The organism is Congregibacter variabilis, from assembly GCF_045689235.1.
In the GTDB taxonomy this organism is placed as follows: domain Bacteria; phylum Pseudomonadota; class Gammaproteobacteria; order Pseudomonadales; family Halieaceae; genus Congregibacter; species Congregibacter variabilis.
On record NZ_CP136864.1, the window covers coordinates 1,049,544 to 1,074,794 of the forward strand.

The 25,251-nt window shown below is 54.3% G+C and carries 23 protein-coding genes; 8 read left to right on the forward strand and 15 right to left on the reverse strand.

Features of this window, described 5'->3' with window-relative positions:
* Window positions 1-3: 3 nt before the first annotated feature.
* The 4 genes from R0135_RS04730 to R0135_RS04745 form a co-directional block, all read right to left on the reverse strand.
* Entirely contained in the window at window positions 4-639 is a 636-nt protein-coding gene (locus R0135_RS04730; RefSeq protein ID WP_407349100.1) for a C39 family peptidase, read from the reverse strand.
* Window positions 636-917, reverse strand: a complete 282-nt coding sequence (locus R0135_RS04735) for a hypothetical protein (RefSeq protein ID WP_407349101.1) — start codon at window positions 915-917, stop codon at window positions 636-638. Before R0135_RS04735 ends, R0135_RS04730 begins: the two co-directional genes overlap by 4 nt.
* A 76-nt stretch (window positions 918-993) precedes the next feature.
* Window positions 994-1,332, reverse strand: a complete 339-nt coding sequence (locus R0135_RS04740) for a hypothetical protein (RefSeq protein WP_407349102.1) — start codon at window positions 1,330-1,332, stop codon at window positions 994-996.
* A gap of 46 nt (window positions 1,333-1,378) precedes the next feature.
* Window positions 1,379-2,176, reverse strand: a complete 798-nt coding sequence (locus R0135_RS04745) for a hypothetical protein (RefSeq protein ID WP_407349103.1) — start codon at window positions 2,174-2,176, stop codon at window positions 1,379-1,381.
* 162 nt (window positions 2,177-2,338) lie between these two features.
* Between R0135_RS04745 and R0135_RS04750 the strand changes: the two genes are divergently transcribed.
* Complete coding sequence (locus R0135_RS04750; RefSeq protein ID WP_407349104.1) at window positions 2,339-2,989, forward strand: type II secretion system protein GspG; 651 nt, start codon at window positions 2,339-2,341, stop codon at window positions 2,987-2,989.
* Window positions 2,990-2,993: 4 nt separating this feature from the next.
* On the opposite strand, the gene R0135_RS04755 is transcribed toward R0135_RS04750, so the two are convergent.
* Window positions 2,994-4,724: an SLC13 family permease gene (locus tag R0135_RS04755; RefSeq protein ID WP_407349105.1), complete on the reverse strand. Its 1,731-nt coding sequence runs from the start codon at window positions 4,722-4,724 to the stop codon at window positions 2,994-2,996.
* Between the two features lie 165 nt (window positions 4,725-4,889).
* On the opposite strand from R0135_RS04755, the gene R0135_RS04760 reads away from it, so the two are divergent.
* Both R0135_RS04760 and R0135_RS04765 read left to right on the forward strand, forming a co-directional pair.
* Window positions 4,890-5,261, forward strand: a complete 372-nt coding sequence (locus R0135_RS04760) for a VOC family protein (RefSeq protein ID WP_407349106.1) — start codon at window positions 4,890-4,892, stop codon at window positions 5,259-5,261.
* 313 nt (window positions 5,262-5,574) lie between these two features.
* Complete coding sequence (locus R0135_RS04765) at window positions 5,575-6,090, forward strand: class I SAM-dependent methyltransferase (protein WP_407349107.1); 516 nt, start codon at window positions 5,575-5,577, stop codon at window positions 6,088-6,090.
* 69 nt (window positions 6,091-6,159) lie between these two features.
* On the opposite strand, the gene R0135_RS04770 is transcribed toward R0135_RS04765, so the two are convergent.
* Window positions 6,160-6,855: a hypothetical protein gene (locus R0135_RS04770; protein WP_407349108.1), complete on the reverse strand. Its 696-nt coding sequence runs from the start codon at window positions 6,853-6,855 to the stop codon at window positions 6,160-6,162.
* Entirely contained in the window at window positions 6,852-8,129 is a 1,278-nt protein-coding gene (locus tag R0135_RS04775) for an O-antigen ligase family protein (protein WP_407349109.1), read from the reverse strand. The genes R0135_RS04770 and R0135_RS04775 overlap by 4 nt, the downstream gene beginning before the upstream one ends.
* 118 nt (window positions 8,130-8,247) lie before the next feature.
* Here R0135_RS04775 and R0135_RS04780 point away from each other — a divergent pair, with 118 nt between their 5' ends.
* Window positions 8,248-8,865: a YrbL family protein gene (locus R0135_RS04780; RefSeq protein WP_407349110.1), complete on the forward strand. Its 618-nt coding sequence runs from the start codon at window positions 8,248-8,250 to the stop codon at window positions 8,863-8,865.
* Between the two features lie 16 nt (window positions 8,866-8,881).
* Here R0135_RS04780 and R0135_RS04785 read toward each other — a convergent pair whose 3' ends face one another.
* The gene (locus R0135_RS04785; RefSeq protein WP_407349111.1) at window positions 8,882-9,826 is read right to left on the reverse strand and encodes an alpha/beta hydrolase family protein; all 945 of its coding nucleotides are present in this window, start codon (window positions 9,824-9,826) and stop codon (window positions 8,882-8,884) included.
* 141 nt (window positions 9,827-9,967) lie between these two features.
* Here R0135_RS04785 and R0135_RS04790 point away from each other — a divergent pair, with 141 nt between their 5' ends.
* Both R0135_RS04790 and R0135_RS04795 read left to right on the forward strand, forming a co-directional pair.
* Window positions 9,968-11,152, forward strand: coding sequence for a hydroxymethylglutaryl-CoA reductase (locus R0135_RS04790; RefSeq protein WP_407349112.1), 1,185 nt, complete (start codon window positions 9,968-9,970; stop codon window positions 11,150-11,152).
* A 116-nt stretch (window positions 11,153-11,268) separates the two neighbouring features.
* The gene (locus tag R0135_RS04795) at window positions 11,269-11,703 is read left to right on the forward strand and encodes a hypothetical protein (protein WP_407349113.1); all 435 of its coding nucleotides are present in this window, start codon (window positions 11,269-11,271) and stop codon (window positions 11,701-11,703) included.
* A 19-nt stretch (window positions 11,704-11,722) separates the two neighbouring features.
* On the opposite strand, the gene R0135_RS04800 is transcribed toward R0135_RS04795, so the two are convergent.
* The 4 genes from R0135_RS04800 to R0135_RS04815 form a co-directional block, all read right to left on the reverse strand.
* Window positions 11,723-12,658, reverse strand: a complete 936-nt coding sequence (locus tag R0135_RS04800; RefSeq protein WP_407349114.1) for an NAD(P)-dependent oxidoreductase — start codon at window positions 12,656-12,658, stop codon at window positions 11,723-11,725.
* 70 nt (window positions 12,659-12,728) lie between these two features.
* Window positions 12,729-13,682: a universal stress protein gene (locus R0135_RS04805; RefSeq protein ID WP_407349115.1), complete on the reverse strand. Its 954-nt coding sequence runs from the start codon at window positions 13,680-13,682 to the stop codon at window positions 12,729-12,731.
* 2 nt (window positions 13,683-13,684) lie between these two features.
* Complete coding sequence (locus tag R0135_RS04810; protein WP_407349116.1) at window positions 13,685-16,222, reverse strand: YbcC family protein; 2,538 nt, start codon at window positions 16,220-16,222, stop codon at window positions 13,685-13,687.
* Window positions 16,223-16,241: 19 nt separating this feature from the next.
* A complete protein-coding gene (locus R0135_RS04815; protein WP_407349117.1) occupies window positions 16,242-17,786 on the reverse strand; it encodes an NADH-quinone oxidoreductase subunit L in 1,545 nt (514 codons plus the stop codon).
* A 196-nt stretch (window positions 17,787-17,982) separates the two neighbouring features.
* On the opposite strand from R0135_RS04815, the gene R0135_RS04820 reads away from it, so the two are divergent.
* Window positions 17,983-18,876, forward strand: a complete 894-nt coding sequence (locus R0135_RS04820) for a LysR family transcriptional regulator (protein ID WP_407349118.1) — start codon at window positions 17,983-17,985, stop codon at window positions 18,874-18,876.
* Between the two features lie 20 nt (window positions 18,877-18,896).
* Here R0135_RS04820 and hppD read toward each other — a convergent pair whose 3' ends face one another.
* On the reverse strand, window positions 18,897-19,982 hold the full coding sequence (gene hppD / locus R0135_RS04825; RefSeq protein ID WP_407349119.1) for a 4-hydroxyphenylpyruvate dioxygenase: 1,086 nt from the start codon (window positions 19,980-19,982) through the stop codon (window positions 18,897-18,899).
* A 141-nt stretch (window positions 19,983-20,123) separates the two neighbouring features.
* Between hppD and R0135_RS04830 the strand changes: the two genes are divergently transcribed.
* On the forward strand, window positions 20,124-20,594 hold the full coding sequence (locus R0135_RS04830) for an Lrp/AsnC family transcriptional regulator (RefSeq protein ID WP_407349120.1): 471 nt from the start codon (window positions 20,124-20,126) through the stop codon (window positions 20,592-20,594).
* 44 nt (window positions 20,595-20,638) lie between these two features.
* Here R0135_RS04830 and dbpA read toward each other — a convergent pair whose 3' ends face one another.
* On the reverse strand, window positions 20,639-22,027 hold the full coding sequence (dbpA, locus tag R0135_RS04835) for an ATP-dependent RNA helicase DbpA (protein ID WP_407349121.1): 1,389 nt from the start codon (window positions 22,025-22,027) through the stop codon (window positions 20,639-20,641).
* A gap of 132 nt (window positions 22,028-22,159) precedes the next feature.
* A complete protein-coding gene (locus R0135_RS04840; protein WP_407349122.1) occupies window positions 22,160-25,177 on the reverse strand; it encodes a TonB-dependent receptor domain-containing protein in 3,018 nt (1,005 codons plus the stop codon).
* Window positions 25,178-25,251 lie beyond the last annotated feature (74 nt).

A 25,251-nucleotide genomic window follows, 5' to 3' on the forward strand; every position in this document is an offset into this window, starting at 1 on the left:
AACCTAGCGCCTCGGCGCTATTAGCACCCGTCGCGGAGGGCGGTGCCGGAAGGCATCGTCGCCAACGCGGTCGTGCTTTGAACCTACCAACAAAATCCGCCCTCTCGATGAAATGTCGTCCTCCGTCGTGAAGCTTTTTACAAACTCATCTCGGCCCCACTGCCGGTTCCCCCAACTGGGATCGGCCAAAAACACTCGATCCCTATCATCAATCTTTCGTAGCACAGAAAAGTGCGCTCGGCCGTGTACCTCAAGAGCAACAATCACAGGGACTTTTAGCTTTTTTAGGTCGCTATAGCCAAGCTCAAGCCCCAAAACAGGATACTCGCGAGACCGGGCAAGCATCGCCATCTCGGCAAAAGACAGACCCTTAGCAGCCAATCCTTGAGCAGGCTCGAAAGTGCGGCTATCCATAGTCTGCATCAACAGCGTTTTTTCGCTGATCGGATCCAGATAGAAATACGTTAGTAAGGTGGCCAGAGCGGCGGCGCCACAACTGTAGTCGGCTTGCTGCCTGACAACACCGCTATCGCGCAGCGATAACCAACTCTCAACGCCGTAACACGGCGGTGCCAGAACCACGGACACTCCCAGTATGCACCTGGCCCACTTTGCTGCCTTGATAGACAGGGACTTCACAACATCGGCGGCCTGTAGCCGCGATCGATCATACCCTCCCGGCGCATACCTGATAAAACATCTCTGCGCCAAAGGCCCCGCAAAAGCAGTAAACCAAGCAAGTAGCTAGCACCGCTAAGGTATACGGCTGAAGGTTTTACGTCGCCGCCCTCGAGCCAAAGAACAAGCACAAAAACAAACAGCGGCAGCAGGCTTAGCGCATGCATAAAGAACAAGCGGTTGTAACGACGCATGTATTCCGCATCGTTTGTTTTCTTAATCCAGTCTGGATGATTCATTAAAGATCACTTTAGGCAAGAAGGGCCCGGGCGGGCCAAAAAAGCCGAGGCAGACACACTGCCCCAGCCCGGCTGGCTAGCGACTTTTTGTTCCTATATCGCAGTTAACACAAAGCCCACCCGAAGAGGCTACGGTCGGAACATAATCGCCCCAGAAAAAACTGGCGAGACTCAAATCCAGAGTGACAACGCCAATGATCCAGGGCCAAAGTTCTCCCTGGGTGCGACTCATTGCCCGTTCATCAAGCATCTCGACACCGGATGAAGGTGGGCTATCGAAAGCATCCGATATCAAAGTGGCTTGTGATGTATTCCATCGGCCTTCTGTTTGAGCTTCATCACTTGCCATAATTCCCTGCGAAACCAGTAGGCTCCCGGCGACAAGCACCGCTAACTGCTTGTTTAACTTTTTCATAATATGATTCCCTTCATAATTATTTTTCCCGAAAAACTCCCCACCACTAAAACTCATAAAACCACTGCAAGGTCATACCACCACTGCGGTCCGTACCAAGATCAACACTCACGAATATCGAATGCTGACGCGCAACAGACAGAGCCATACCGCCATGAATACCCAGCCGCTCACTTGTTGGCAAAACGACACCGGAACCCAGGTCAGTGGCGGTACGGCGCTCAAACGCAGCACCGCCAAACAAGGTGACCCGGGGATTAACGGCAAAATTGACACCCGGCTCAACGCGCCAACTAGACCCGGGGTCGATCTCAAGCCTATGCAGACGGTAATCTCGCTGAAAACTCATAGAGATAGAGAGTGATAGCACCAGCGGATCAATACCTTTGTAGGTGGTTATGGCAATTTGCCCCCCGGGGAGCGTGCGACGCCCATTTTCGGAACTGCTACTAATAATCGCCCGGGCTTCAAGTAACACGGCCGGTAGTGTGGACTCCCGCTTGATCAACCAGTTGCTCCCCACACTAAGCCGATGGCTTTTCTCACGGATCTTCTGATCTGCGCCGGACTGACTGAACTGCTGCTCCTGCAGTCGCGCGTTCAGCTCAAGGCGCTGACTTAATCCGTACCTGAGACCCACCAGCCAGCTGCCCTGTCGCTCAAGCAATGTCGGCTCTGACATCGCCGACCGGTAATCAAGGCTGCTGCTTATCTGCCAGGTAGACGGCTTGGCCAGGAGTTGTTCGATCGTAATTGGGGACTGTGCAGATGCCTCGGGGGAAACTTGCGCCAAGCAAATCAAAAACAGACAGACCCCGGTTTTTAACTGCGCTGCGCCTGACATCTGACCTCATCTCCCTGCATTTCTGAAGGGTTCAGAGTGCCCCAGCGCTTAGGGGGGCGACCACGTCCATAGCGTCCTCAAATTCATCCTAGACGCCCCTCTTGCCCGAAACTACGCCGAGATTCATACTCCCCGCCCCTGTCGAATTAGTAGAGAGCATCCATGCTGTTGCGTCTTTCCACCTTATTATTTATCAGCGTGGTTACCGGCTGTGCGTCCTATGTCGGCGAGTATCAGGATCGCTTGATACGGAGCCTTCCCAACCAACGGGAAGTCACTTTTAACGAAAGCCACAGCTATCCCGGCAAGATTCTATGTGGCAACTACACCACGCTTACTGCGGACGGCTGGAATACGCGCAGCAGCGATTTTATTGTTGGAGAGACATTTCTATTTTCCCAGGCCACCCCAGATGAAGTCTTTGTGTATTGCAGCAAGGATCCTGCTCAGGCCTTGTATTCTCGACTGGGGATTGGCGCAGCGGATGGCGACTGGGCGCCCTTGATTAAGTTACGCGATGACATGCAGGCTATTAACGACGGCATCAATCGCTACTACAACACTGCCAACACGCTTCCAAAAACGCTGGCAACTCTGCTCGAAGGCGATTTTGGCGTCAGCAAGGAAACCCTCATTGATCCCTGGGGACGTCCCTACTACTACATTGGTGGACTATCAGGTCGCACGGCTCCGCAGTACCAGCTCGGGAGTCTTGGGGCAGATGGTAAAGAAGGCGGTCGGGGTGTCGATGCAGACATCCGTAAAGAGCAAATTCAGATGTTGGACCATGTGCTTAAATTTGCCGGCTACTGACGCTCTAGGGTGAAAAGGGAAACACCCGAGGCAGCATTGTAAGAACTACCACTGAATAAGTCAGCGACAGCGGAAAACCGTAACGCACATAGTCAGAAAAACGATAGTTACCTATGTTCTGCACCATAAGATTGGTGGTGTATCCGTAGGGCGTCATAAAGCTCGCACTCGCCCCATAGGCCACGGCCATCACAAACGGCAGGACACTCAGTCCAAAGCTTTCTGCCAGACCAAAAGCGATGGGAAACACCAGCGCTGCTGCGGCATTGTTGGTCATTAGCTCTGTAAGCAGCAGCGTTGTGAGGTACACAGCCACTAAAGCAACGTACGGTCCCTCGGCGGCCAATCGTAAATGCAATGCATCAGCTATGAGTGACACCAGGCCGGTATTCACCAGCGCCTGCGAGAGCACCAGAGCTGCCCCAATCACCATAGCAATGTCAAAAGGAAAGCGACGGCGAAGCTCGCCAGCTCGAACCACACCGAGACCGAGCATCAGCACGAGCATCCCCAACAACCCCTTAATCAACGGCAGAACGCCCATGGCCGCGAGCGCAACCACTGCAAGCATCGCCAGCCCTACGCTATTGTTTACCAGTGTTGAAAGCGGTGCCTGCAGCGCTCGCGAGCCCACCACCAGGAAGTTCTTGTCGACGTTGCGACGACTGTAAAAGTCCCCGCCAATCGCCAGCATCAAGCTATCGCCAGCCTGCAAGGTGATCGTGCCAAGCTTGCCCGAAAGTCGTTCACCTCCACGTCTAATACCGACCACAGCGGCATCAAACAACGACCGAAAGCCAGAGTCTTTGACGGTTTTACCTTCCACGGTCGCACCGGGCAATAAAATCACCTGGACCAGATTGCCGCTAAGGAGACCCTCCCCTGCAGCGAACGTCTTAAGCCCGTCAAAGCGGTCGAGCAAGCCGACTTTGCTGATGTCTCCTGAGAAAATCAGTCGATCGCCCTCAGCAATGTATTCCTGGGGCCCCACGGGCGAGATCAAATGCTCTCCCCGCACAATCTCAACCAAAAACAGTGCATCGAGTTCCCGCAAGCCGTTGTCGACGATACTGCGCCCAATCAGACTGGAACCGGCTACTACATTCGCCTCCACAAGATACTCAGCAACACTCACTGTGTCCCGGGGGTTGTCCGGCAGCAAACGCGATGTGAGTAAGAGCACTACTACACCCACAGCCGTCACGGACAGACCTATAGGCAGAAAGTCGAAGAAAGCGAGACCTACTCCCGTAGCATCTTCAAGGAATGAACTAACGATAAGATTCGTCGAGGTACCTATCAGTGTGGTCGTTCCGCCCAGCACAGCTGCATAGGATAGAGGTAAGAGTAATCTGCTGGGCAGATGAAAACTGTTTTCGCGCAGTGCATTGGCCAAGGTCGCGACCACGGCGGTATTGTTGACCAGCGCTGAAAATACGCTGGTGACAACTGACACCCGTAGCAGGGAGCGCCGATATCCAGACACCACGAGACCTCGCGACAAACGAGAAAGCCAGCTGAGCTTCTCCAGCCCAATGGATACAAGCAGCAACAACACCAAGGTAACAAGGCCGATGTTTGTCGCTTTATCCAGTACTTCCGGCGTGTCCACCAGCCCGGCAAAGTAAACTGCCCCCATGGCCCCGGCAAACAACCAGGCAGGGGCATAAGAGGTGAAGATGAGGCCGTAAAAAAGACCCAGAAAGATCGTGGCTATGAAAAGCTGTTCAGGCATAAAAATCTGGTCACCGATTGAATATGCGAGCATACGCGCTGGCGGCATGCGGCCTCAAGCGTCGTCTTCAGCAGTACCATGGATTGCCACAGCGACTGTATGCTTTAAACTCTCTGCGCGCTCAACAGCGTTCTAACAACAACTATCGAATTTAAGGAGTCACCTATGATCGGCTATGTAACAGTCGGCGTCAGCGACATGGATCGCGCCAAGACCTTCTACTCAGAATTACTCAAAGATATGGGCGCATCAGTTGTCGTTGACATGGACCGCATTGCGTTCATCGGCAAAAGCATGGCTGAACCTATGCTTGCTGTGTGTCTGCCCTTCAACGAAGAGCCCAATCATCCGGGTAACGGGAACATGGTCGCGATTACCGCGAGCAGCAAAGAGCATGCAGATGCTTTGTATGCCAAAGCCATTGAATTGGGTGCGACTTGCGACGGCGAACCCGGGCAACGAATACCTGATGTATTTTATGGCGCTTACGTGCGCGACCCTGATGGCAATAAACTGGCCTTCTTTGTCTTTGGCTAATCATCTGCCAAAAATGTTTACTACACTTCGCGCCCCGAGGGGCGCAGTGTCAGGTCGCTAAGCTATGCAGCTCTTCAAATCTCTAGAAGTAAAGATACGTAGCTGGCGCAATCAACTGATCTCACCGATGAAGTATCGTGGGGACGCAGTGCATTGCCCAGTCTGCGATCACAGCTTTTCTCACTTCCTGGCCGCAGGCAGCGGACAGAGAGCTCGTCCTGGCGCCGTATGTCCACTATGCCGGAGTCGCGAGCGCGACCGACTCAGCTGGCTATTTCTCGAGCAGCGTCAGAGTGAACTTCTGCAGTGGCACATGCAGTTTCTGCACGTCGCGCCAGAACCCAGGCTGAGTGAATTCTTCTTTAACGCCATTGGTGAGGGCTACATCACCGCCGACCTAATGCGAAAAGACGTGATGGTTCGTATGGACGTTCAGGACATGCTGTACCCCAATGAGACTATGGATGCGATCTATTGCAACCACGTGTTTCAAGATGTACCCGATGACCACAAGGCGATCGCGGAATGCTTTAGGGTACTTCGTCCCGGCGGCTGGGCTGTGGTTAACGTGCCCCTGTTTGCTGAAGAAACGCAAGAGGCCAATACGCCAGGCAATGTCCGCGCCGCCTGGGATAAGCGCCCTGACGAACACGTGAGAAATTATGGCCCTGACTATCGCGACCGTCTGGAAGCTGCAGGCTTCCTTGTAGAGGTTTTCACGCCGGAAGATTTGGAACCGGATTTGTCAAAGCGAAAGCGTTTTGGTGTAGACGGGCCTCGTACGGGCTTTGTGCACTTTGTGCGTAAACCTGCAGCGCCGTCGGCGTAGCTACCCGCGATCCGGAAAAACTCGAGCAATGAGCGCTCGTAAAGCAACAGCCCTGCCCCCACCCCAGGACTACGCGTTAAATTGGTAGTCCATGTAAGCAATCTCTCGAGAAAACAAGTCTTCGATGCGCGCTTTGCTACGCTCATCGTAGTACTCACTGTAATGCTTCCTCTCTTTTGCTACACCGGTTTTTTCTCTAGGCAGTGGTTCCGGCAATTCAAGGTTTAATCGCTCTCGCAGTTCCGCCAGTGCACCCGTCAGCTCCCGAAATTCAAACACGCGATCGACCATCACGGCATCGCCATCAAAGTACAGTTGAGCATCGCGAGGCAATCGATGGGGCTTCTTGTCTATGTAATCAGCAAAGGACGGCATGGAACGTCCCTGTCCATGCAGCTTCCAAAGGTAGTAGGAAACAACCTTGTCCCAGGGATTTCGTTCGAAGCAAAATGTGAAATAGCTGTTCCACACCTCATCCCCAACAAGTTCACGTATACGTGTTGCAGGCATGTGCTCATAGTAAAAAGCACCCAAAAGCGGTGAATGCCGATCCACAATTTTACGAACAAACTTCGATCCGTTGTAAGCGGGACCGATCAGGGAATCAGGTCCGTAGTTGCGGGGTATACCGTCACCAATATTGTCTTCCATATGAGACACGATATCGTGTTCATCGCACTCCCGTGCCAACGCGACTTCCAGAGAGCTCCCTGCTGTCTTATGCGTTTTGACAAAGATGAACCGATGCCGATGACTGATGATCACAATGGAGTCTCCCTCGGTTCTCTATGACTTAATGCCAGAAGATACAGTCCAATAAATAGCCATAGAAGCTGCGCATGCCAGGATGAATACCACGCCAAGTGGGTATTTAAGGGGAACAGCATGCCCAGGAGTGTCACGGCGTAAGGAAGTGCTCTGGACCGAGCCTGGGCATCTGCGCGCTGCCAGCTTACCCATAACAACGCCACGAGAACGGCATAGCCGGCCAGGCCAAACACACCGGTCTCTGACCACAACTCTAACAAAAGCTGGTGAGCGTGAGAGGCTCGCGCTCCGCCGGCAGCCCCCGCCGGGCGCGCCCAGGTATCAGTCTCTGCGGCAAAATCGGCATAAGCATAGCGGAAGCCCCTGGGACCGACCCCGTTAATCCAATGCGCCTCACCAATAGCAACCGCGGTACGCCATATCGGCAATCGAAGCCCCGTTGCTCTGTTAACTGTCGTGTAGTCTGGTTCATCCAGCGCGGTGGCAATCACAACGCTGCGCTCTCGCACCCACTCACTGCTGCCAAATGCCAGAACCAAGGCAAGGCCAGCTACGCCGAGTAGACTCACAACACGAAGCAGACCAAGACGACCGCGGAAAAAGTAATAAACCCCCAGCGCTGCCAATTCGACCCCCGCGCTGATCCACGCCGCACGCTTACCCGACAGCACAATTAACGTTAAAACCAGCAGTAGGAAAATACCCACCACCACCGCCGGCCAAGCCCGCAAGCCATAAACCAGGCCTATGGGTAACAAAAACGCCACAGCGATGCCGAATTTGATGTTGTCGTCGTCACCGAACAAGCCGTTGATGTAACCCTCACCCACGCCATAACCGAGAACATTGCTTCCGGTAACAAATTGCAAGAGTCCATCCAGACACCACAAAGTCAGTAGTAGCGCCACCGCCATACCCAGCAGATTCAAGAGCTGATCACGGTCCGCCGGCTGTCTGCCGTAGCACTGGTACCAGTACAGCAAGGCCGCGCAGCTCAAGCCATAACGCAAGGTTCCAAGTGTAGTGATGAGTGATTTTTGCGGTGCTACGGCATCAGGCAAAGACAGAAGCATGGGCAGTGCAAAGGCAGTCAAGAGGGCCATCAAAAACCCTGCGTGGCTTGCACCAGCCATACCTTTGGACTTTACGAGTCCTAGCACGCCCGCAACCGCCAAAAGGCCCAAGGGAATCTCAAGCATGCGTCCAAATGGCAAAAGGACCATGGCCAGCACAAGCAGCAGCGCAGGAAGGGGAACTTGAAACAAACGCATGGAGGATTCCAAAAATAGGCGCCGCTACTATGCGATGTCAGGGCCCGGCAGTCAAAAAATCGCGAGGATGACATAGCTGCGGTAAACTGTGCGTCGCTCCTGTGACCATTACTGGCCCATGCTTAAACTCAAAAACTCACGACCACTGTTTGTTGGCGGCACACGCTATGTATTTCAGCACCCTGAGCATGCCAATCGATGCATAAAGGTACTGCGACCCGATCGCACGGGCACGGCCCGAAAAATCCTCCGCAAAGACTTCAAGCGTCATTTGCCAGCACGATTTCTGGACGACCAACTGAAAGAAATCAAAGCGTATCGGGAGCTTCTGAGCCGGGCGAGCGAGACCTTGTGGCGTTACGTCCCCAGATACCATGGCACCGAAGAAACAGATATGGGTGTCGGCATTGTCACGCAGCTGATGCGTAACGCAGACGGCAGCTGGCCCAAAAATCTCGAACAAATCCTGAGCAATGGTACGGACCCGGCGCTGGAAGCAGGTATCGAAGAGTTTGTAGACGCCGTTGGCAAGCTTCGCATTCTCAGCCGGGACCTTCTTCCGCACAACATTATCGCGGTGAAGGAGGACAGCGGGTATCGTGTGATGCTAGTAGACGGCATTGGCAATGCTGAGCTCATTCCCTTGTCGACCTGGTCTGGCTTCTTTGCCCGACGAAAAACCCAACGCAAGATTCGTCGCTTCAGACAACGTTGTGCACTGCTTATTCCCTCCTAACTTTGGAGGCCGCTGTTCATTGCTGTGCTTGACTGTCACCACGACAATGCGCGTCTGACCACCCCAGAACTTCTCGAGTCAGCCGCATACGGCTCCAGGAAAAGGAATGATCGCCGGGAATCACTTTTGCGGTGAGATCAATTCGGGCAAACTTTTCATAGGCTTCTACCACAGGCTCAAACATTGTTACCGCTGGAGTAACTTGATCCTGCTGACCCACCAGCATCAAGACCGCCTTACCCTGCAAACCCGCAGCAAAACCACTGTTTTCCCAAAGAGAGGCGTCAGCAAAGGCCAACTCTTCTTCCATGCGCTCTGAGCTAAAACCTTGCAGCATATACAGCTCATCAGCATAGGCTTTTAGGCGCGAACTGATGGCTCCATCCCCTTTAGCAATGTCTGCCTGCCACAGGCCCAGGTTTGCCGGCGACAGAGCCATAACACAACGTAACTGTGCATCCCGGGCTCCCGTGGCCAGAGCTGCGTAACCGCCCAGGGAGTGGCCCAGCACCGACAAAGCATTTCGATCTACGCGCAGAGACAGCGCGTTTTTCTCTTCTCGGAGAAAGTCCAGCACCGCCAGGGTATCCACAGGAAGCTGACTAAAGCGATACTGGCCCTCAGCGCCCCAGGCGCCACGATAATGAAAATACAAGGTATTAAAGCCGAAGCGCCGCAGAGCCTGGGCAATATCCAGATTCCTCTCATTACCCGGAAGACCATGCTGTAACACCACCGTCGGGTGGGGCCCCGGCCCCACCGCAAGATACATGTGCGCTGGCATGCGCGAGCCACCGCTGGGAATAGCCAACTCAATCACCGAAGCCGGGTATTGGACATCGTGGGGCGGGTCCTGAGACAGCGCTTGCTCTAAAGTTGTAGCGAAACTCAGACGGGGTATGAGCAGTAAGACCAGGCATATACCCATTAAAACGACAAAATTATTACTGTGCTGCCTCATCACGACTCGAGCCTCTTAATGGTCACTTCAACGCTGAATGATCAAATCCCACACCACGGCAACCTCAAATCCCTGTCTTTCAGAATTGACCTTGGCGCTCTGGTTACGTAGTTTAGCCGCCTTTCTTGCGGAGACACGACTATGAGCAAATCCATCCCCAGAGACGGTGGCGACGACTACAGCGCCGAGATTATCGCCAAGCGTCAACGCTTCATTGAAGAGACGACCGGCGCAGAGCTTGAGCACACCAAACAATATTCTTTTGACCCTCAGGAAATGGCTGGCAATATCGAAAACATGTTCGGTGTTGTGCAGGTTCCCATTGGCTTGGCCGGCCCACTACTGGTCAACGGCGAACACGCAAAAGGCGAGTTTTATGTGCCCATGGCGACGGTAGAGGGCACCATGTTGGCCAGCTACAACCGGGGAATGAAGGTTATCCGGGAATCCGGCGGCGTGTTGACAACAGTGGTAGGTCAGGCAATGCAGCGGGCACCGTGCTTCGTGTTTCGCAATTCACGCGATGCCAGAGATTTTGAGCAGTGGCTGGTCGAGAACTTCCCGCAGATCAAAGCCGTGGCTGAAAGCACCACCTCGGTGGGTAAGCTCGACGAGATCGAGCACTACTGCGCGCACAACTTTGTATACACGCGCTTCGACTACAGCACCGGAGATGCCGCCGGACAAAACATGACCAGTCGCGCCACGTTTGTCGCCTGTGAGTGGATCCGTGAGAACTACCCGGCGCTCAAGAACTATTTGCTGTCAGGTAACTTCGATACAGAAAAGCGCACATCGTCAGTGAATATGCTGAAAAACCGCGGCAAGCGCGTGACAGCAGAAATCACTGTGCCGCGAGAAGTCCTGGAGCGTAATCTGCGTATCACGCCTGAGGCGATGCACTACGGCCAAGGGATCACAACGATTGCTTCCTTTTTGACCAACTCCTCTAACAACGCTGCGCACCCGGCCAACGGCCTGGCCGCGCTTTATCTGGCCACCGGTCAGGACATCGCGAACATTGGTGAATCCAACCAGTGCACGACCTACAACCGGGTAACACGGGAAGGTGATTATCATTTTTCGGTCACCCTGCCTGCCTTGATTGTTGCCAGCTATGGCGGTGGCACCAATCTACCGACGCAGCGTGAGTGTCTTAAGATCATGGATTGCCATGGCCAGGGCAAAGCCTTGAAGCTGGCGGAGATTGCCGCGGCGCTGGTTGTAGCCGGCGAGCTTTCCTTGGGAGCGGCAACACGAGTGGACAAGAAGACGCGCCAGAACGAGTGGGTTGACGCTCACGAGCGCCTGGGACGTAATCGATAAAACTGTGAACCGGATCACACTCTTCCACAGGGAGAGTGTGAATCAAGAGTTTAGGGAATTAGCCTATAGACAATCCAATGCGGTAAGAGGATGGCGATGTACAGGGAACCAAAGCTATGGTGTTAATAGTTATTGGCATCGTCACCGCCCTCGCTGCGCTGGCCGCGCTTATGCTAAGGCAGCGGGACAGCGGTAAAGCCGGACGCGATAAGCATCGACAAGGCAAGAAACTCGCGAGCAAACGACGCACTGTGCGTGAACCCCTGGGGCCTTATGCCGCAGTCTCGGTAAAGCCCTCGAGTAATTCATGTTCCACTGCCTTTGAAATGTCCAATCTTCGCTACTTAAAATCTGCGGCGCCCTCGCTGCCGGTAAGTGGCTGCAAAAGTCCCGACTGCCAATGCAGTTTTATTCATCACCCGGATCGCCGCAGAAGCGATGATGATGATCGCCGCATGGGAATAGGGCTACAAACGCAGCTTTACGGTGCTAACGGGGAAGCAAATCGTCGCGAGAATCGTCGCGGTCGTCGACTGGGCGATCGACATTAAAAACCGCTGCTTGAGGATTTTAATATCCCCGCTCGAAGTCAATGACTCCGTCTAGTGCTTCACCCTTGCGGTACCTCTGCAGGTTATCAAGGAACACACCGGCGATACTCTCCATGGGGGTGGGCGCTGCGGTATGCGACGTAATGTAAACACCGGCGGTACTCCACAGCGGGTCATCATCAGCAAGGGGCTCTTTGTCGAGCACATCCAACACCAGCGCACGCAGTTGGCCTGATCCCAGAGCATTGAGTGCTGCAGGCAGATCCAGCGCATTAGCCCGCCCGACATTGATAACGATGGCACCAGGAGCCAGTTTGCCGAGCATATGTGCGTCAACCAAACCATCGGTGGCAGGCGTGTCGGGCAGGATCATAATCAGCACATCAAGCGCCTGAGCAAACTCCTGACGATTGACTGTTGCAAAGCAGGCACTGCACCCTTCCACCAGTCGGCCGTTGCTATTGAGCCCGCGAACCTCTTTAACAAAGTCTGAGAACGCAGCTGCCACGGCGGTACCAATACTGCCGACACCGGCCACGCCCACACGCAGTTCTGACAGACCTCGATCAATGCGAAAGTTCCATTGCCGCGCATTAGCATGCGCAAGCACCGAACGCTCTATGGCAAGCACCCAGCCAAGGGCATACTCGCTCATACTTGCCCCAAAAATATCTTTCACGCCCGTGAGCACATAATCGCGCCGAGGCACTTCAAAAAACGGTGTCACGCCGGCCCAGGTGGACTGCAACCAACGCAAGTTAGGCATGTGTTCCAACAAGGGGGCAAGAACATCCGGAGCCCCCAGAGCGATCTCGGCACAGAGGCCTTTTTCATCAAGACTTTTGATATCCGAGTAATAACAAAACGAGACATCCTCGGGGATGCGCTGAGCCAAAGTGCCTTGTAGAGCTTCTTTGAGCGCTTCAACACGAGAACTCACTACGGTGATATCCAACTGCTTCCCTCCTCAAGGCTCAACCGCAGTAGTTTCGCACAGCCTTGCAAGGAATCCCCAACGGGTGATCTCAGGATTGGCGGGCAAGCATCAGAGGCGACACAAACCCCGGGGGCTTGAGAGCGAGCACAGGCGTGCCGATCCCCGCGAGAATAGATTCTGTGGTGGCACCGATGAGAACACCGGGATTGGCCGACGTACCAACTGTCCCCAACACCAACATTCCCGCGTTGGTCTCTTCCACCATGCGCTCCACCGCAGGAACCGCAGCACTCTCTACAAGATGGGCTTTTACTCTCAGGGGATCATCAGCAACACTCTCAATACGCTGAACAACGCGTTTGAACCACTGCTCGCTATCGCTTCGTTGCTGCTGGAAATACACCTGGCGCTCACCGTCACTCAGATCCAAATCCGCGTCATCCAGCAACTCTGCACCATAGGGTAACCAGGCGTGTATGACGTGAACATTGCCACCGCGCGTCTGTGCAAGACCCAATGCAGACTCAGCGAGGGTCATCGCAAAAGCTTCTGCGGCGCGTGTGCCACTGGCAAGCTCTCTATCAAGTGCCAAGACAACATCATTGCTGTGAGTTGCCCGCTCGGGATGTAGCGCCCAGACAGTGCAGGGACATTTTCGCATCAAGTGCATGCCGGTGGCATTCAGACCTATGCCACTGGCGACCTGCACCGGCTCGCTGATATGCACCACCAGATCAAAGTCCTGCTGTACCACCTGCTCGGTAATTGTCACAAAAGGCACACCAGTGAAGACTGAATAGTCGATCACCGTATGCGTCGCAAACAAATCACAAATCCGACGCAATCGCTGGAATGCACGATTCCAACGCAACTTGCTGAGACGCTCAATGACGCCACGGTTGTCCTGAATTTCCGGCGCGGGCTCAACAATTTCACAGACGGTAATCGCCGCGCCATGCGCCCGTGCCACTGCTACAACCTGCTCGAGACAGGCCTGGTTATCAGACTCCGCGTATACCAGAATATCTCGAAATTGCTTCAATTTTAGGCCTCCGTAGGCGCTGATTCTGTGTCGCGGGCATTTGCCGACTCCCACTGCATGCTGCCACTGTAGCGCGCTACCACTTTGCCGTCATCGTAGACAGCAAATAATCGGAGCCAGCCGTTATCTACAAGCTGCCGTAATTGCTCATGCTTATCGAGAATGCGGTTAATCGCCGATATAGGTGCTGCAAGGAACACTGATAAACGACGGGGTTCGTGAACGAAGCTGGCTCCATCGTGCACCGACTGCAGGGGCAGCCCCACACGAAGATCTCCCCCGTTGCCCTCAAAGACACCGAGGCTACCCCCTACAACGTTATGCAACGTCTTATTCCCGCTACCGAATGCGTTATTGTCGACGGTAGACCCGTAATATTGCAGGTTAATCCAACTGGCCACGACCATTGGCGCGGTCATTATCAGTTCCAGAACGCTAAAGTCCGGATCCTGGCGATAGTCATAGGAGTGCAGGAATGAACGTCCCTGCAAATCGATATTCCGGGTGATAGAGCGCGGAGCAGCGATAAAGCCTGCGCAGCCGGCCAACCCCCATTCGGGTCTTACCTCGCTCCAGTCACGACTCTTGGTCAACATACCCGCCAGCGGATCTGTACCCGGCGCAAAGGCCAGTAGCTTACTGCGCTCATTGCGCGCACGCTCGCCTGCATCCAATAGTTGGGCCTGTAAGCCATCAAGATCCGGTGCATGAGATGCAGGCACAGACGAAAGGTCAAAGAGCTCCACGACGTCAGTCGTGGTGTTGTGTAAAGCGGCGACGAAAACCGTGTCTTGCGGGATATCAATCCCCCGACTCCTGATACCTTTTCGCACCGGGGGGTTATTCAAAATCATCGCCGCCAGACGCGCGCTGGCCTCCCCCGTCTGGCCACCACAGGCGCCGCAATCAAGGCCCGTTCCGTGTGCATTATTGGTGCTTGAGGAACCGTGTCCGGCGAGCATGATCAGCCGGGCAAAACCTTCAGTCAGGGACATGCCCCGCAGCATGGACTCGGCAAAGTCCATCTGGCTTTCAATACCAATACCCCCGCCGATTCCGTCCACCGACGCTAACTGCGGCCCAAGATCCCGTGCAAGGTTCGGTGGCAGCCCCCGGTGTGCCGGAAGAGGCTCCGGGCGAGACAGGCCCAGCGTGTGCGCTGCAAGTTTGAACGCATAGGCCAGTCCGTAACTTTCTACAAATACAAAACAGGAAACGGCAGAATTCTTGAACGCCCGCCACCCATTGCTCAGGTGACGACGCAAACGAATACGACGTGACAGGCGATTGGTCATTTCTATCGGCTGCCCGCGAAGAGACTCCTGCACCGCGATGGCCGGTGACAGCAGCACGGGGCAGTGAGCCTCCCCCCCTTCTCCCGCCAATGCCTGATACTCAATAGGCAGACCAAAGAAACCGGCAAAGCCCAGAGTCTCCAAATCATCGCCCGCATTCTCCATAGCTCGACGCAGGACCTCCGAACGTACGTCGATGCAAAAAACCGCTTGGGCTGAAGGACGCCCGCGCTTTTGCAGTGAGTCTGTCTCATTCGCCGCCAGAGCGTTTATGGCATCTCGCTGCCAGGCAAGCTCAAATGCCTCCTGGGCAATCTGATCAATCACTTCGTCCTCGTTCAGTGGACGCTCAATATCCGCGCTGGGCACCTGGGAAAGCACCGCCCTGCGCCAGGCGAGCTCAGCCCCGCTTTGGGCAAACTCCTGCATAAGCACAAGCTCCCAGGACAGACGAATCGCCAGAAGATCCACAACCCACTTGGGCGATTCCCCGGCCAATTCCTGCCCCCAACTTTGGTAACGCGCATAAGCCACCCAACCGCCAATGCTACTGAGCAGCCGGTGAAGATAGAGATCCAGCAAGGCCTCGGGAACAGCCAGCTTAGTCAGCGCATATTCACAAAGCTCTTCCGGCGACTCGGGCAATGCCGCGAAGGTTTCCTGAGCACTGCTCAGACCCATAACGGCATCCGTGCAATCTATGCTCATCTCTCGACGCCAAGCCTGGTAAGGCCGAAGATCGCTAAACGGCGAAGGCCAGCTAGCCTGCCCTGCATCAAAGTAGCCCGATGCCCAATGAGACACGCGCTCCACCACTAAAGCTGGCCAATCACGATCGCTGATATGGGCTGCGATATCCGCACAGGTTGCCAGAGCCGACTGACTACCTCGATCCTCTTCAAGCCCCTCGAGCACGGTCTCAAGAGTAACTTCGCCTGCATGGGAGCTCTGGGCGAGAGCGGCGATAAGGTCCCGCTCCTGCATACGGCCACTTTCCAGTGCTTCTCGATAGTAACTTCTGGGCATCAGCAGTTGCGCATCACAAGCCAGGGACACCCGGCGGGCGGCATGCTCAAAACGCTCATCGGTGAATCCCAAAAAGGGATTTACCGCAACAAAGTGGTCCAGGGACCATAGAGGTGCTACGCGCTTTACCGACTGTGAGATCGCCGCGCGAATCGCGCTACTTTCAGGAGCACGATTACCCGGAAAGGTGCTGACCGTGGCGCTTTTTTTTGCCGTCATGAAAGTATCCTCGAGTAAATCAACGCTGGGGCTCGCCGCTTACCCTCGGCACAGCGATCAATTGGTTAAAAATCTGGTTTACGTAAAATCCGTTAGAAAGATGCACCCAAAATGCTTGCCAGCGAGCGCTGTTGCGTGCCGACGGGAGATACCACTGAATGACCGTTACTGCGCCAAAGGTGACGAGCATCAAGACCATGAGGGTGAGCTGAACAGAATCGAGACTGCCGGCGGCAGGGACGCTGTTTTCAAACGTTATTACTGCAAGGGCCTGCAGCGTGAAATACAGGCCTGCAACCAGGGCAGCGGCGAAACTCGCCCGCACAATCACCAGGACTGAGCGCTGCCCACGACTGGATTGAATCACCAAGTGCATTGCAGCAAAAACCAAAATAGCGCCGAGGCCAACAATCGCCGGCTTCGTCGCGACAGTGATACCCAGGACGGTGCTCCAGACGGCAAAAATCGCGCCTGCAATAAACAGGCAAAGCAGCATAAGTGATGCTCTCACCGGGGCTGCGTTGGCCTGAAAGCCATTGCCGCGTGCTACATCCACCACACTGCCCGAAGAAAGGAAGGCGTGCGCCTTGTACAGCGAGTGCGCAACAATGTGCAGCATCGCTGAGGAAAACGCGCCAAGGCCGCACTGAAGCAACATGAAACCCATCTGTGCCACCGTGGAGTAAGCCAGAGCGCCCTTAACGCTTCGCTGGGTCATCATCACCAATGATCCAAACAGGGCTGTTACACCTCCTACGATTAGCAAGGCATACAATGCTGGGCCGCTGGCGGAGATCACATCGGCGAAGCGAATGATCAAAAAGCCTCCAGCGTTAACAATACCTGCATGCAATAGCGCCGATACCGGTGTCGGTGCTTCCATGACCTCGGCGATCCAGCCATGGGTAGGAAACTGAGCGGATTTCAGGAGCGCAGCGAGAACCAGCAATAGAGCCGGGGCTGTCAGGGACAAACCCTCCTCTCCCTGCACTAGGCTGGCAATAGAGGCGATGTCTGTGGATCCGGTTGCTCTGACCAACAACACGACAGCCAGCGCCAGCACAACATCGCCACTGCGGGCGATGATGAATTTTTTGCGCGCGGCCAGCTGCGCTCGGGGACGATCGGGATAGAACACCAGAAGGCGATGCAAGGACAGGCTCATACAGACCCACCCCACCAGCAGCAGTACAACGTTCCCGGCCATGACCAGCACCGTGACCGCAGCCAGCGTTTGCATGAGGTAGCGAAGGAAGTCGGCTTGTCGGGAGTCTCCCATCAGATAGCTGTGGCTAAAGCGCACTACAACCAGGCCCACAAAGCTCACCAGGACCGTCATGGCCACGCTTACCGCGTCTACACGTACCGAGAACACTTTGCCAAGCACACCAGGCACAGCGAGCGTTGTAGGGCCGTTGAGAACCAGAAACGCCACTGAAGCCAGAGCAATGAGCATGGCGCCAATACCGCCGGTAAGACTTAGCCTGCGGGCCGTTAGCTGTCGATAATCAGCCCCCGCACGACACCATACAGCGCTGGCTAACCAGATGAGGGGTAACGACATGAGCAACACTGCTAGTAACATGTCTGTCGGTCTTGCCGAGAATGTTGCGACAGAAATACTCATGGCCGGTAAGCTCAGTAGGATGACGCGGTGCACTCTACGCAAACCAGAGAAGATAAAAAAATAGAATGTTTTAACTGTTTGGTTAATATAAAATTAACTAATACTAGTTATTTTTATTTTAAGAAACTTCTCTATGCAACTGAATTTTAAGCATTTAAAGTATTTTTGGACTGTAGCTCATGAAGGCAGCCTTACGCGCGCGTCCGAGGTACTGCACATCAGCACGCCGGCGCTGTCGGTACAGATCCAGAAGCTCGAGGAGCAATTGGGGCATACGCTCTTTGATCGTAAGGGCAGACAGCTGGTTCTGAACGAAGCAGGCCGAGTCGCTCTTGACTACGCCGATACGATATTCACCGCGGGCGCTGACCTGCTGGGAAGTATGCGCGGGATCGACGCCCGGGCCAGTAAGGTGATTCGTATTGGCGCCATGGCAACGCTCTCGCGAAACTTTCAGGTCAGCTTCTTATCACCTCTGCTGACAAGAGACGATTTGGACATCGTTGTCCGCTCTGACGGGTTTTCTGTGCTGCTAAAGGAACTCGAAGATCTTCAGCTGGATGTGCTTCTGGTGAACACACCACCGGCGGTAAGTCATGATATTCCCTGGCTCACGCATCTTATTGCAGAGCAACCGGTAAGCATCGTCGGCAGCCCATCGCGGGTAAGCGCAGATGCCGACATCAAGGAACTGTTGAGCACTCAACCACTGATTCTGCCCTCAGAGGCAAGCAGTATCCGCAACAACTTTGACGCCTGGCTGGACCGTAGCGGCATACAACCCAAGATCGTTGCCGAGGTTGACGATATGGCCATGATCAGACTCTTGGCCAGAGCCGATCATGGTATCGCTGTCGTTCCGCCTATTGTTGTGCGCGACGAACTGGACAGCGGCCTGCTAGTGGAGGCAAAGCACTTCGATGTTTTGACCGAGAGCTTTTATGCCATCACCCTAAAGCGACGCTTTGATAATCCACTGGTGAGAGAGCTGCTGGACGACCACTATCAGCGAAGCGCAAATCCCTAGCGATTATCGCTTCCTAATGACTATGCAGCATCGTCGGCCGCAAGAGCCCCACGACGCATTTGATCGCGCTCCATGGACTCAAACAGCGCCTGGAAGTTGCCCTCACCAAAGCCTTCATCTTCTTTGCGTTGAATAAATTCAAAGAAGATGGGACCGATCAAGGTCTCCGAGAAGATCTGCAGCAGCAGACGGGGTTCGCCGTCGGTGTTGCCATCGAGCAAGATACCCCGGGCCTTGAGCTCATCCACTGGCTCGCCGTGTCCCGGAAGGCGCCCCTCCAACATATCGTAGTAAGTCTCCGGCGGAGCAGTCATGAAGGGTAAGCCGCGGGCTTTCAGCCGATCCCAGCAGCCAAGCAGGTCATCACAGGCAAAGGCGATGTGCTGGATGCCTTCGCCGTTGTACTTCATAAGGAACTCTTCAATCTGTCCCTCGCCACCAGCTCCTCCCTCTTCATTAAGGGGGATGCGAATCTTGCCATCAGGCGCACTCATCGCTCGTGACTTAAGTCCCGTGTACTCACCCTTAATGTCGAAGAAACGGACTTCGCGGAAGTTAAAAAGCTTTTCGTAAAAGTTGGCCCAATAATCCATGCGCCCGCGATAGACGTTATGTGTGAGGTGATCGATAAGCTCAAAACCGCAGCCCTCGGGCCGACGATCGACGCCCTCAAGGTATTCAAAGTCGATATCGTAAATTGCCGTTCCATCTTCATAACGGTCGATGAGATACAGGATCGCGCCGCCGATTCCGCGAATCGCCGGCATCTTGAGCTCCATAGGACCGCAGGGAATATCGATGGGCTGAGCGCCAAGCTCCAGGGCCCGCTTGTAGGCATGGGCGGCGTCCCGCACTCGAAATGCCATTCCACAAGCACTGGGGCCATGCTCTTCAGCGTAGTAATAAGCCGGCGAAAACTTCTCGTAGTTGATGATGAAATTAATGCCGCCCTGACGCCAAAGATCCACATTCTTGGTGCGATGCTTAGCTACCAAAGAAAAGCCCATCATTTCAAAGGTAGGCTCCAGCACGCCATGCTCCAGCGCCGCGAACTCTACAAACTCAAAGCCATCAAGCCCCATGGGGTTTTCGAATAAATCAGGCATGTACCGTCTCCGACCATTGATTAACAGTAATTTAGAGTGACAAGACTACAGACTATACAGAGAAAGATTCCTTCTTTTTGTTGCCTTGAATAAGATAAATTAGCAACAATATGTCTAATATCAAACAAAATGAGCAACTTTATGTCGTTGATGCTGGATCGCACCGAGCGCCGCATTCTGGAAGCCCTTCAGCAGGAGGGCCGCATGTCCAACGTAGAGTTGGCCCAGGCCGTTGGCCTATCTGAATCTCCGTGCCTGCGCCGCGTCCGTGCACTGGAAGAGCAAGGTGTTATCAGCGGTTACAGCGCCACCATCGACCAGCGGCGGGTAGGCCTGCAGGTCACCGCATTTGTTCAGGTTCAGCTGGAGAAGCATGATGACCAAAAAACACAGGCCTTCCTTGAACAGGTGGCCTCAGAGCGGCATATCATCGAGTGCCACGCCATGAGTGGGGCCTATGACTACCTGTTAAAAGTAGTCGCTCAGAGCATGGACCATTTCTCGGAAATTGCCATGCAGGGAATTCTGCGCTTCCCGGGTGTTAAGGGGATTGAGTCAAGCTTTAGTCTGCTGACAGTCAAACAGGCCGCGCCGCTACCCATCGGTAGCTGAGGCAAGGGCAGCACCAGTGCGAAGCCTGTAACTCCACTGCGGCTTCAGCGCACTTTACGGACACGAATACTCCGGCCCTTGATCTTGCCGTTAGCCAGATAACTCATAGCCTGGCGCAGCGCATCACGCTCCAGTGCCACAAAGCTCCATTGATCGAAAATGGAGATTTTGCCAATCTGCGTTCCCACAAGTCCTGCATCACCGGTCAGAGCACCCAGAATATCGCCCGGACGCAGCTTTTGTTTGCGTCCAGCGTCCAACTGAATGGTCACCATAGGTGCCTTGAGAAAGTAGTTCGGGTTGCGATCCAGCGACGGAAGCGTGTCACAGGCGCAGGGCTGCTTCTGAAACTCCTCGATCTTACGAATGCGCTGGGTCTCCGACGGAATCACAATACTCATGGCAAGACCGGTCTCCCCCGCCCTTCCGGTACGTCCAATACGGTGCACGTACACATCAGGGTCCCGGGGCAACTCATAGTTGATGACCATGGCAAGAGACTTGATATCCAGACCCCGGGCAGCCACGTCGGTAGCCACCAGTACCGGACAGCTATTATTGCTGAACTGCACCAGCACCTGATCTCGCTCTCGCTGCTCAAGGTCACCGTGAATAGCACGAGCCTCGATGTCATACTCGCGCAGCACGCTGGCGACCTCATCACACTGCTTTTTGGTGTTACAAAACACCACGGTATTTGCCGGCTGATAGTGCTCAAAGAGGGCCAGCAAGGTGGTGTTGCGCTCATGTTTCTGCACTTCAAAGAACAGCTGTTCAATGACTTCCTCTGCATGGCCCACGTCTTCGTCAACGGTCACCATGATGGGACTGCGCTGAATCGAGGCGCTCATCTTGCGAATGTTTTCGGGGTAAGTCGCAGAGAAAAGCAGCGTCTGGCGCGACCTGGGTGTCTCGCTAATAATGCTCTCCATGCTGTCGGCAAAACCCATATCTAACATGCGATCAGCCTCATCAAGCACTAGCACCTTAAGACCATCAAGCTTCAGAGTCTTTCGTTGCAAGTGGTCCTGAATGCGTCCAGGGGTACCCACCACGATATGCGCGCCGTGCTCTAAAGAACCCACCTGTGGACCAAAGGGCTTACCTCCGCACAGCGTTACCAGCTTGATATTGGCCATACGACTGGCCAGGCGACGCAGCTCGCTGGATACCTGCTCTGCTAACTCCCGGGTGGGACAAAGTACCAAAGCCTGCACCCCAAAAAAGCGCGGATTGATTGTTTGCAGCAGACCAATACCAAAGGCTGCGGTCTTGCCGCTGCCCGTGCGCGCGCGCGCGATAACGTCCTTGCCCTGAAGAACCAGCGGTAAGCTCTGAGCCTGTACCGGTGTCATGCTCTCGTAGCCCAAGGCGGTCAAGGCCTCGAGTTGCGCCGGAGCAAGCGGGAGGGTGGTAAAGGCGGAACTACTCATACAGATAGCCTGATAATAAAGCGCGGAGCATAACAGAGCGCATTAGCTGCACGAGATCCGCACAACTTCAAATGAAAGTGACAAAAAAGCCCCGAGGTCTTGCGACGCCGGGGCTTCGAGGCTCGTTCGGTATTAGAAGCTGTAGTTAACCCCTACACGCATACTCCATAGCGAGGTTCCACCTACACGCTGCTGTGAAGCACCGTTATCCAGATCGGCTTGGGTAACACCCGGACGATTGGGCTGACGAAAAACGCCCCACTCATCGTTGATGAGGTTAGTCAGGTTATCCACGACGACAAACAGGCTGCCGCGATGCTCCGGGCTAAATCCGGGCAACTCCTGCGTAATCCGCATGTCGACCTTGCCAAAGGATGAACCGGTCTCACTATTACGCTCGCCACCGACAGGCAGTACGTTTGGCTCAAAGTCGAGAAACGGCTGGAAGCCGTAAGCGCCGATAGTACCTGCGCCCCCGTCCAGCGTTAAGCTGTAGGGAAGTCCAGAGTTCCACTGACCGAACAGAGAAACACGCGTCTCGTAGCCATTAAAGAAGTCAGCGGTGTAGTTAAGTACCGCAGTAACCCGGTGCTCGATCTGCCAGTCGGATGTTCCCAGTGTTTCTGCCTGGGGATCTTCAAAGGCTCGGAAAATATAGTTGGAGAAGGCAACCGATGAACCCATGGGGTTCACGTCTTCTGCCTGTGTCCAAGCGTAGCCAACGCGCAGATCGAGACCGTTATCCCAGCTCTTGAAACCGCTAAAGGACAGGGACTCTGACTCATTTCCATTCTTCGAATTCGTCAATACGAACGAGGGATCGCGCACGCTGTCATAGATCGGGTAACCCAGATCGTTAGTACCTACCCGCTCAAGATCGCCGCGCTTGTAGATCGCGGTGTCTTGGCCGCGACTAATTTGCAGATCCGCAGTAACCGTCCAATCCATGGGCGCATACCAGGTCACGCCTGCGGTGTACTTCCACTCGCTGGGAACTTCAAAGTCAGGATCAAGGTATACAATCTCGAAGTTGCTACCGTCGCCTGCAGATACAATGTCCGCTATATCCTGTGGCACACAGTAACCTGGACCTGTGGGAACACCCTCTTCACAGTTCACGTAGTTCTGTGAAAAAAGATCGACGCCATTGATCCGAGCCTGCACTGCCGTAGTTGAAGTGTTGCTGTAGGTATTGGACAGCCAGACGTTCGGGTTACCGCCCGAGAACAAGCCGACACCTGCGCGGAGCGAAACATCTTCGGAGAACTCATAGGCCACACCGAAGCGCGGCTGAATCAGATCACGACCATCGAGTGTGGCGTTGTTTCCAAAACCGTAGCTATCCTGGAAATTCTGGTTCAGGTTAGGCGCGTCACTGGTCTCGTAACGGTCGTAGCGAAGACCGAAGGTCATTGTTAACTTGTCGTTGACCTGCCACTCATCCTGCAAGTAGAGGTAGTTGATGGCATAGCTGAAAGACTCAGCAATATCGTCCTGATTGTTGGACAGTGCGTTACCGTAGTAGACGCGATCCGCCAATCCATTGCGGAGATTATCGATGCCATCGAAACGGATCTCTGTATCTACGTGCTGATAGAAGAGGTTGAAAATGTCGTACTCTTCACGCTCGATACCACCAGTAATAGTGTGAGCGCCCAGCTGATAGCGGCCGCGGAACACGAGCTGATCAATAGTGTAGTTGAGCTCGTTTGCATGACGGCTGTCGTCACCACCGAAATACACATCAACGTTTTCTAACTCAACTCGGATCTCACCAAAGTCGTTACCGGCCCGGGGCGCCTGAAGAAAATCAACATCGGTGCGTGCTACACGCAACTCGGTCGAGAAATTAGGCGTCCAATCCGAATAAAGGCTAGCAATGATGGTCTCTAACTCAGCACCACGATTATAGAAGTGATCGGCGAACTCAAACTCGTTCAAATCACCATCTGACTCGGTGACGTTGAAAGATTCGTTGTAGTTGTATGTCACCGCTACGCGCTGGGTATCAGTCGCGTACCAGTCCAACTTTGCAATGTACTTTTCGTCTTCAAAATCGAAGGTGCCCGGCGAGCTGGTACCGGGTGCGTAGCCGTACACGTCGTTAGCTATCTGGCGAATCTCATCAAGCTCTGCCTGTGTCACCTGAACTTCATTAATTGCACCCGACCCGATCGCGCCGCGGTTGTTAAAGTCCACGCCTTCGTACTTTTCGTACGCGCCATAGAAGAACAACTTGTCTTTAATCAGCGCACCGCCAACTTCGAAGCCGTAACGCGTCTCGTCATAGTCGGGCACTTCTACGCTCTCACCTTCGAGCGAATCGCCCTGCATGGCATCACTGGTGTAATCCATGAACACCGAGCCGAACAGCTCGTTCCCACCAGATTTGGTGACCGCATTGATATTACAAGCAGAGAAGCCGCCGTAAACAACACTCATGGGGGCCATCTCTACGGCGACGCTGGATACTGCGTCGAAGGGGAACGGCATACGCTGCGTAGGGTAGCCGTTCGAGTTAAGACCAAAGCCGTCGTTCAAACGTACGCCGTCGAGGGTCAGGCTGTTAAACCGCGGGTTTGCGCCATTACATTGAATCGCATCGGCGGTACCGGACTGGTCAATATAGATACGCGGATCCTGTCCAATAACATCATTGATGTTTCGGTTGATCGCTGGAGAATCCTGAAGAGCCTTAGCGTCAAATACGGCAGTCGGTCCAATGGCTGTGTCGGCTACGCTGATAGAACGCCCCATGACCACAACTTCTTCGAGGCTGCTGCCCAGGCGATAGTCCATTTGCGCAGACTCACCCACAGTCAATGGGAAACGTTCTGTGCGCGCTGTGCCTTCACCCTGAGCCGTAACAGAAATGCTGTATTCCACACCAGCCGGAAGCTGACGTATAAAGTAGCTGCCTGTGCCATCTGTGGTCGCGCGCTTGCTTACGCCCGTTGCAAGGCTCTTTATCTCAACTTCGGCACCAGAAATTGGCTGGCCACTGGCATCACTAACTACGCCTCGAACCGCCGCGCTGGTTTCCTGTGCATAGGCAGGAACTGCCAGCGTGGCGCCGGCCACTATAGACGCACCAGCAATCGCACTGACCAGTGCTTTACGAACAAATACCTGAGTAAGGGTTTTCTTCACGGAAAAAGCCTCCGAAAGGGGGTGAGATGATAGATTCTTGGCCAGAGTACGGCCGAAAGTTGACAAGGATGTTA

Coding starts and splice junctions, on each gene's coding strand:
- R0135_RS04750 (WP_407349104.1), top strand. CDS start 2,339: ATGCTGTTGCGTCTTTCCACCTTATTATTTATCAGCGTGGTTACCGGC.
- R0135_RS04785 (WP_407349111.1), bottom strand. CDS start 9,826: ATGAGGCAGCACAGTAATAATTTTGTCGTTTTAATGGGTATATGCCTG.
- R0135_RS04775 (WP_407349109.1), bottom strand. CDS start 8,129: ATGCGTTTGTTTCAAGTTCCCCTTCCTGCGCTGCTGCTTGTGCTGGCC.
- R0135_RS04790 (WP_407349112.1), top strand. CDS start 9,968: ATGAGCAAATCCATCCCCAGAGACGGTGGCGACGACTACAGCGCCGAG.
- R0135_RS04830 (WP_407349120.1), top strand. CDS start 20,124: ATGTCGTTGATGCTGGATCGCACCGAGCGCCGCATTCTGGAAGCCCTT.
- R0135_RS04745 (WP_407349103.1), bottom strand. CDS start 2,176: ATGTCAGGCGCAGCGCAGTTAAAAACCGGGGTCTGTCTGTTTTTGATT.
- R0135_RS04795 (WP_407349113.1), top strand. CDS start 11,269: ATGGTGTTAATAGTTATTGGCATCGTCACCGCCCTCGCTGCGCTGGCC.
- R0135_RS04815 (WP_407349117.1), bottom strand. CDS start 17,786: ATGTCGTTACCCCTCATCTGGTTAGCCAGCGCTGTATGGTGTCGTGCG.
- R0135_RS04760 (WP_407349106.1), top strand. CDS start 4,890: ATGATCGGCTATGTAACAGTCGGCGTCAGCGACATGGATCGCGCCAAG.
- R0135_RS04820 (WP_407349118.1), top strand. CDS start 17,983: ATGCAACTGAATTTTAAGCATTTAAAGTATTTTTGGACTGTAGCTCAT.
- R0135_RS04810 (WP_407349116.1), bottom strand. CDS start 16,222: ATGACGGCAAAAAAAAGCGCCACGGTCAGCACCTTTCCGGGTAATCGT.
- dbpA (WP_407349121.1), bottom strand. CDS start 22,027: ATGAGTAGTTCCGCCTTTACCACCCTCCCGCTTGCTCCGGCGCAACTC.
- R0135_RS04780 (WP_407349110.1), top strand. CDS start 8,248: ATGCTTAAACTCAAAAACTCACGACCACTGTTTGTTGGCGGCACACGC.
- hppD (WP_407349119.1), bottom strand. CDS start 19,982: ATGCCTGATTTATTCGAAAACCCCATGGGGCTTGATGGCTTTGAGTTT.
- R0135_RS04765 (WP_407349107.1), top strand. CDS start 5,575: ATGCAGTTTCTGCACGTCGCGCCAGAACCCAGGCTGAGTGAATTCTTC.
- R0135_RS04740 (WP_407349102.1), bottom strand. CDS start 1,332: ATGAAAAAGTTAAACAAGCAGTTAGCGGTGCTTGTCGCCGGGAGCCTA.
- R0135_RS04755 (WP_407349105.1), bottom strand. CDS start 4,724: ATGCCTGAACAGCTTTTCATAGCCACGATCTTTCTGGGTCTTTTTTAC.
- R0135_RS04735 (WP_407349101.1), bottom strand. CDS start 917: ATGAATCATCCAGACTGGATTAAGAAAACAAACGATGCGGAATACATG.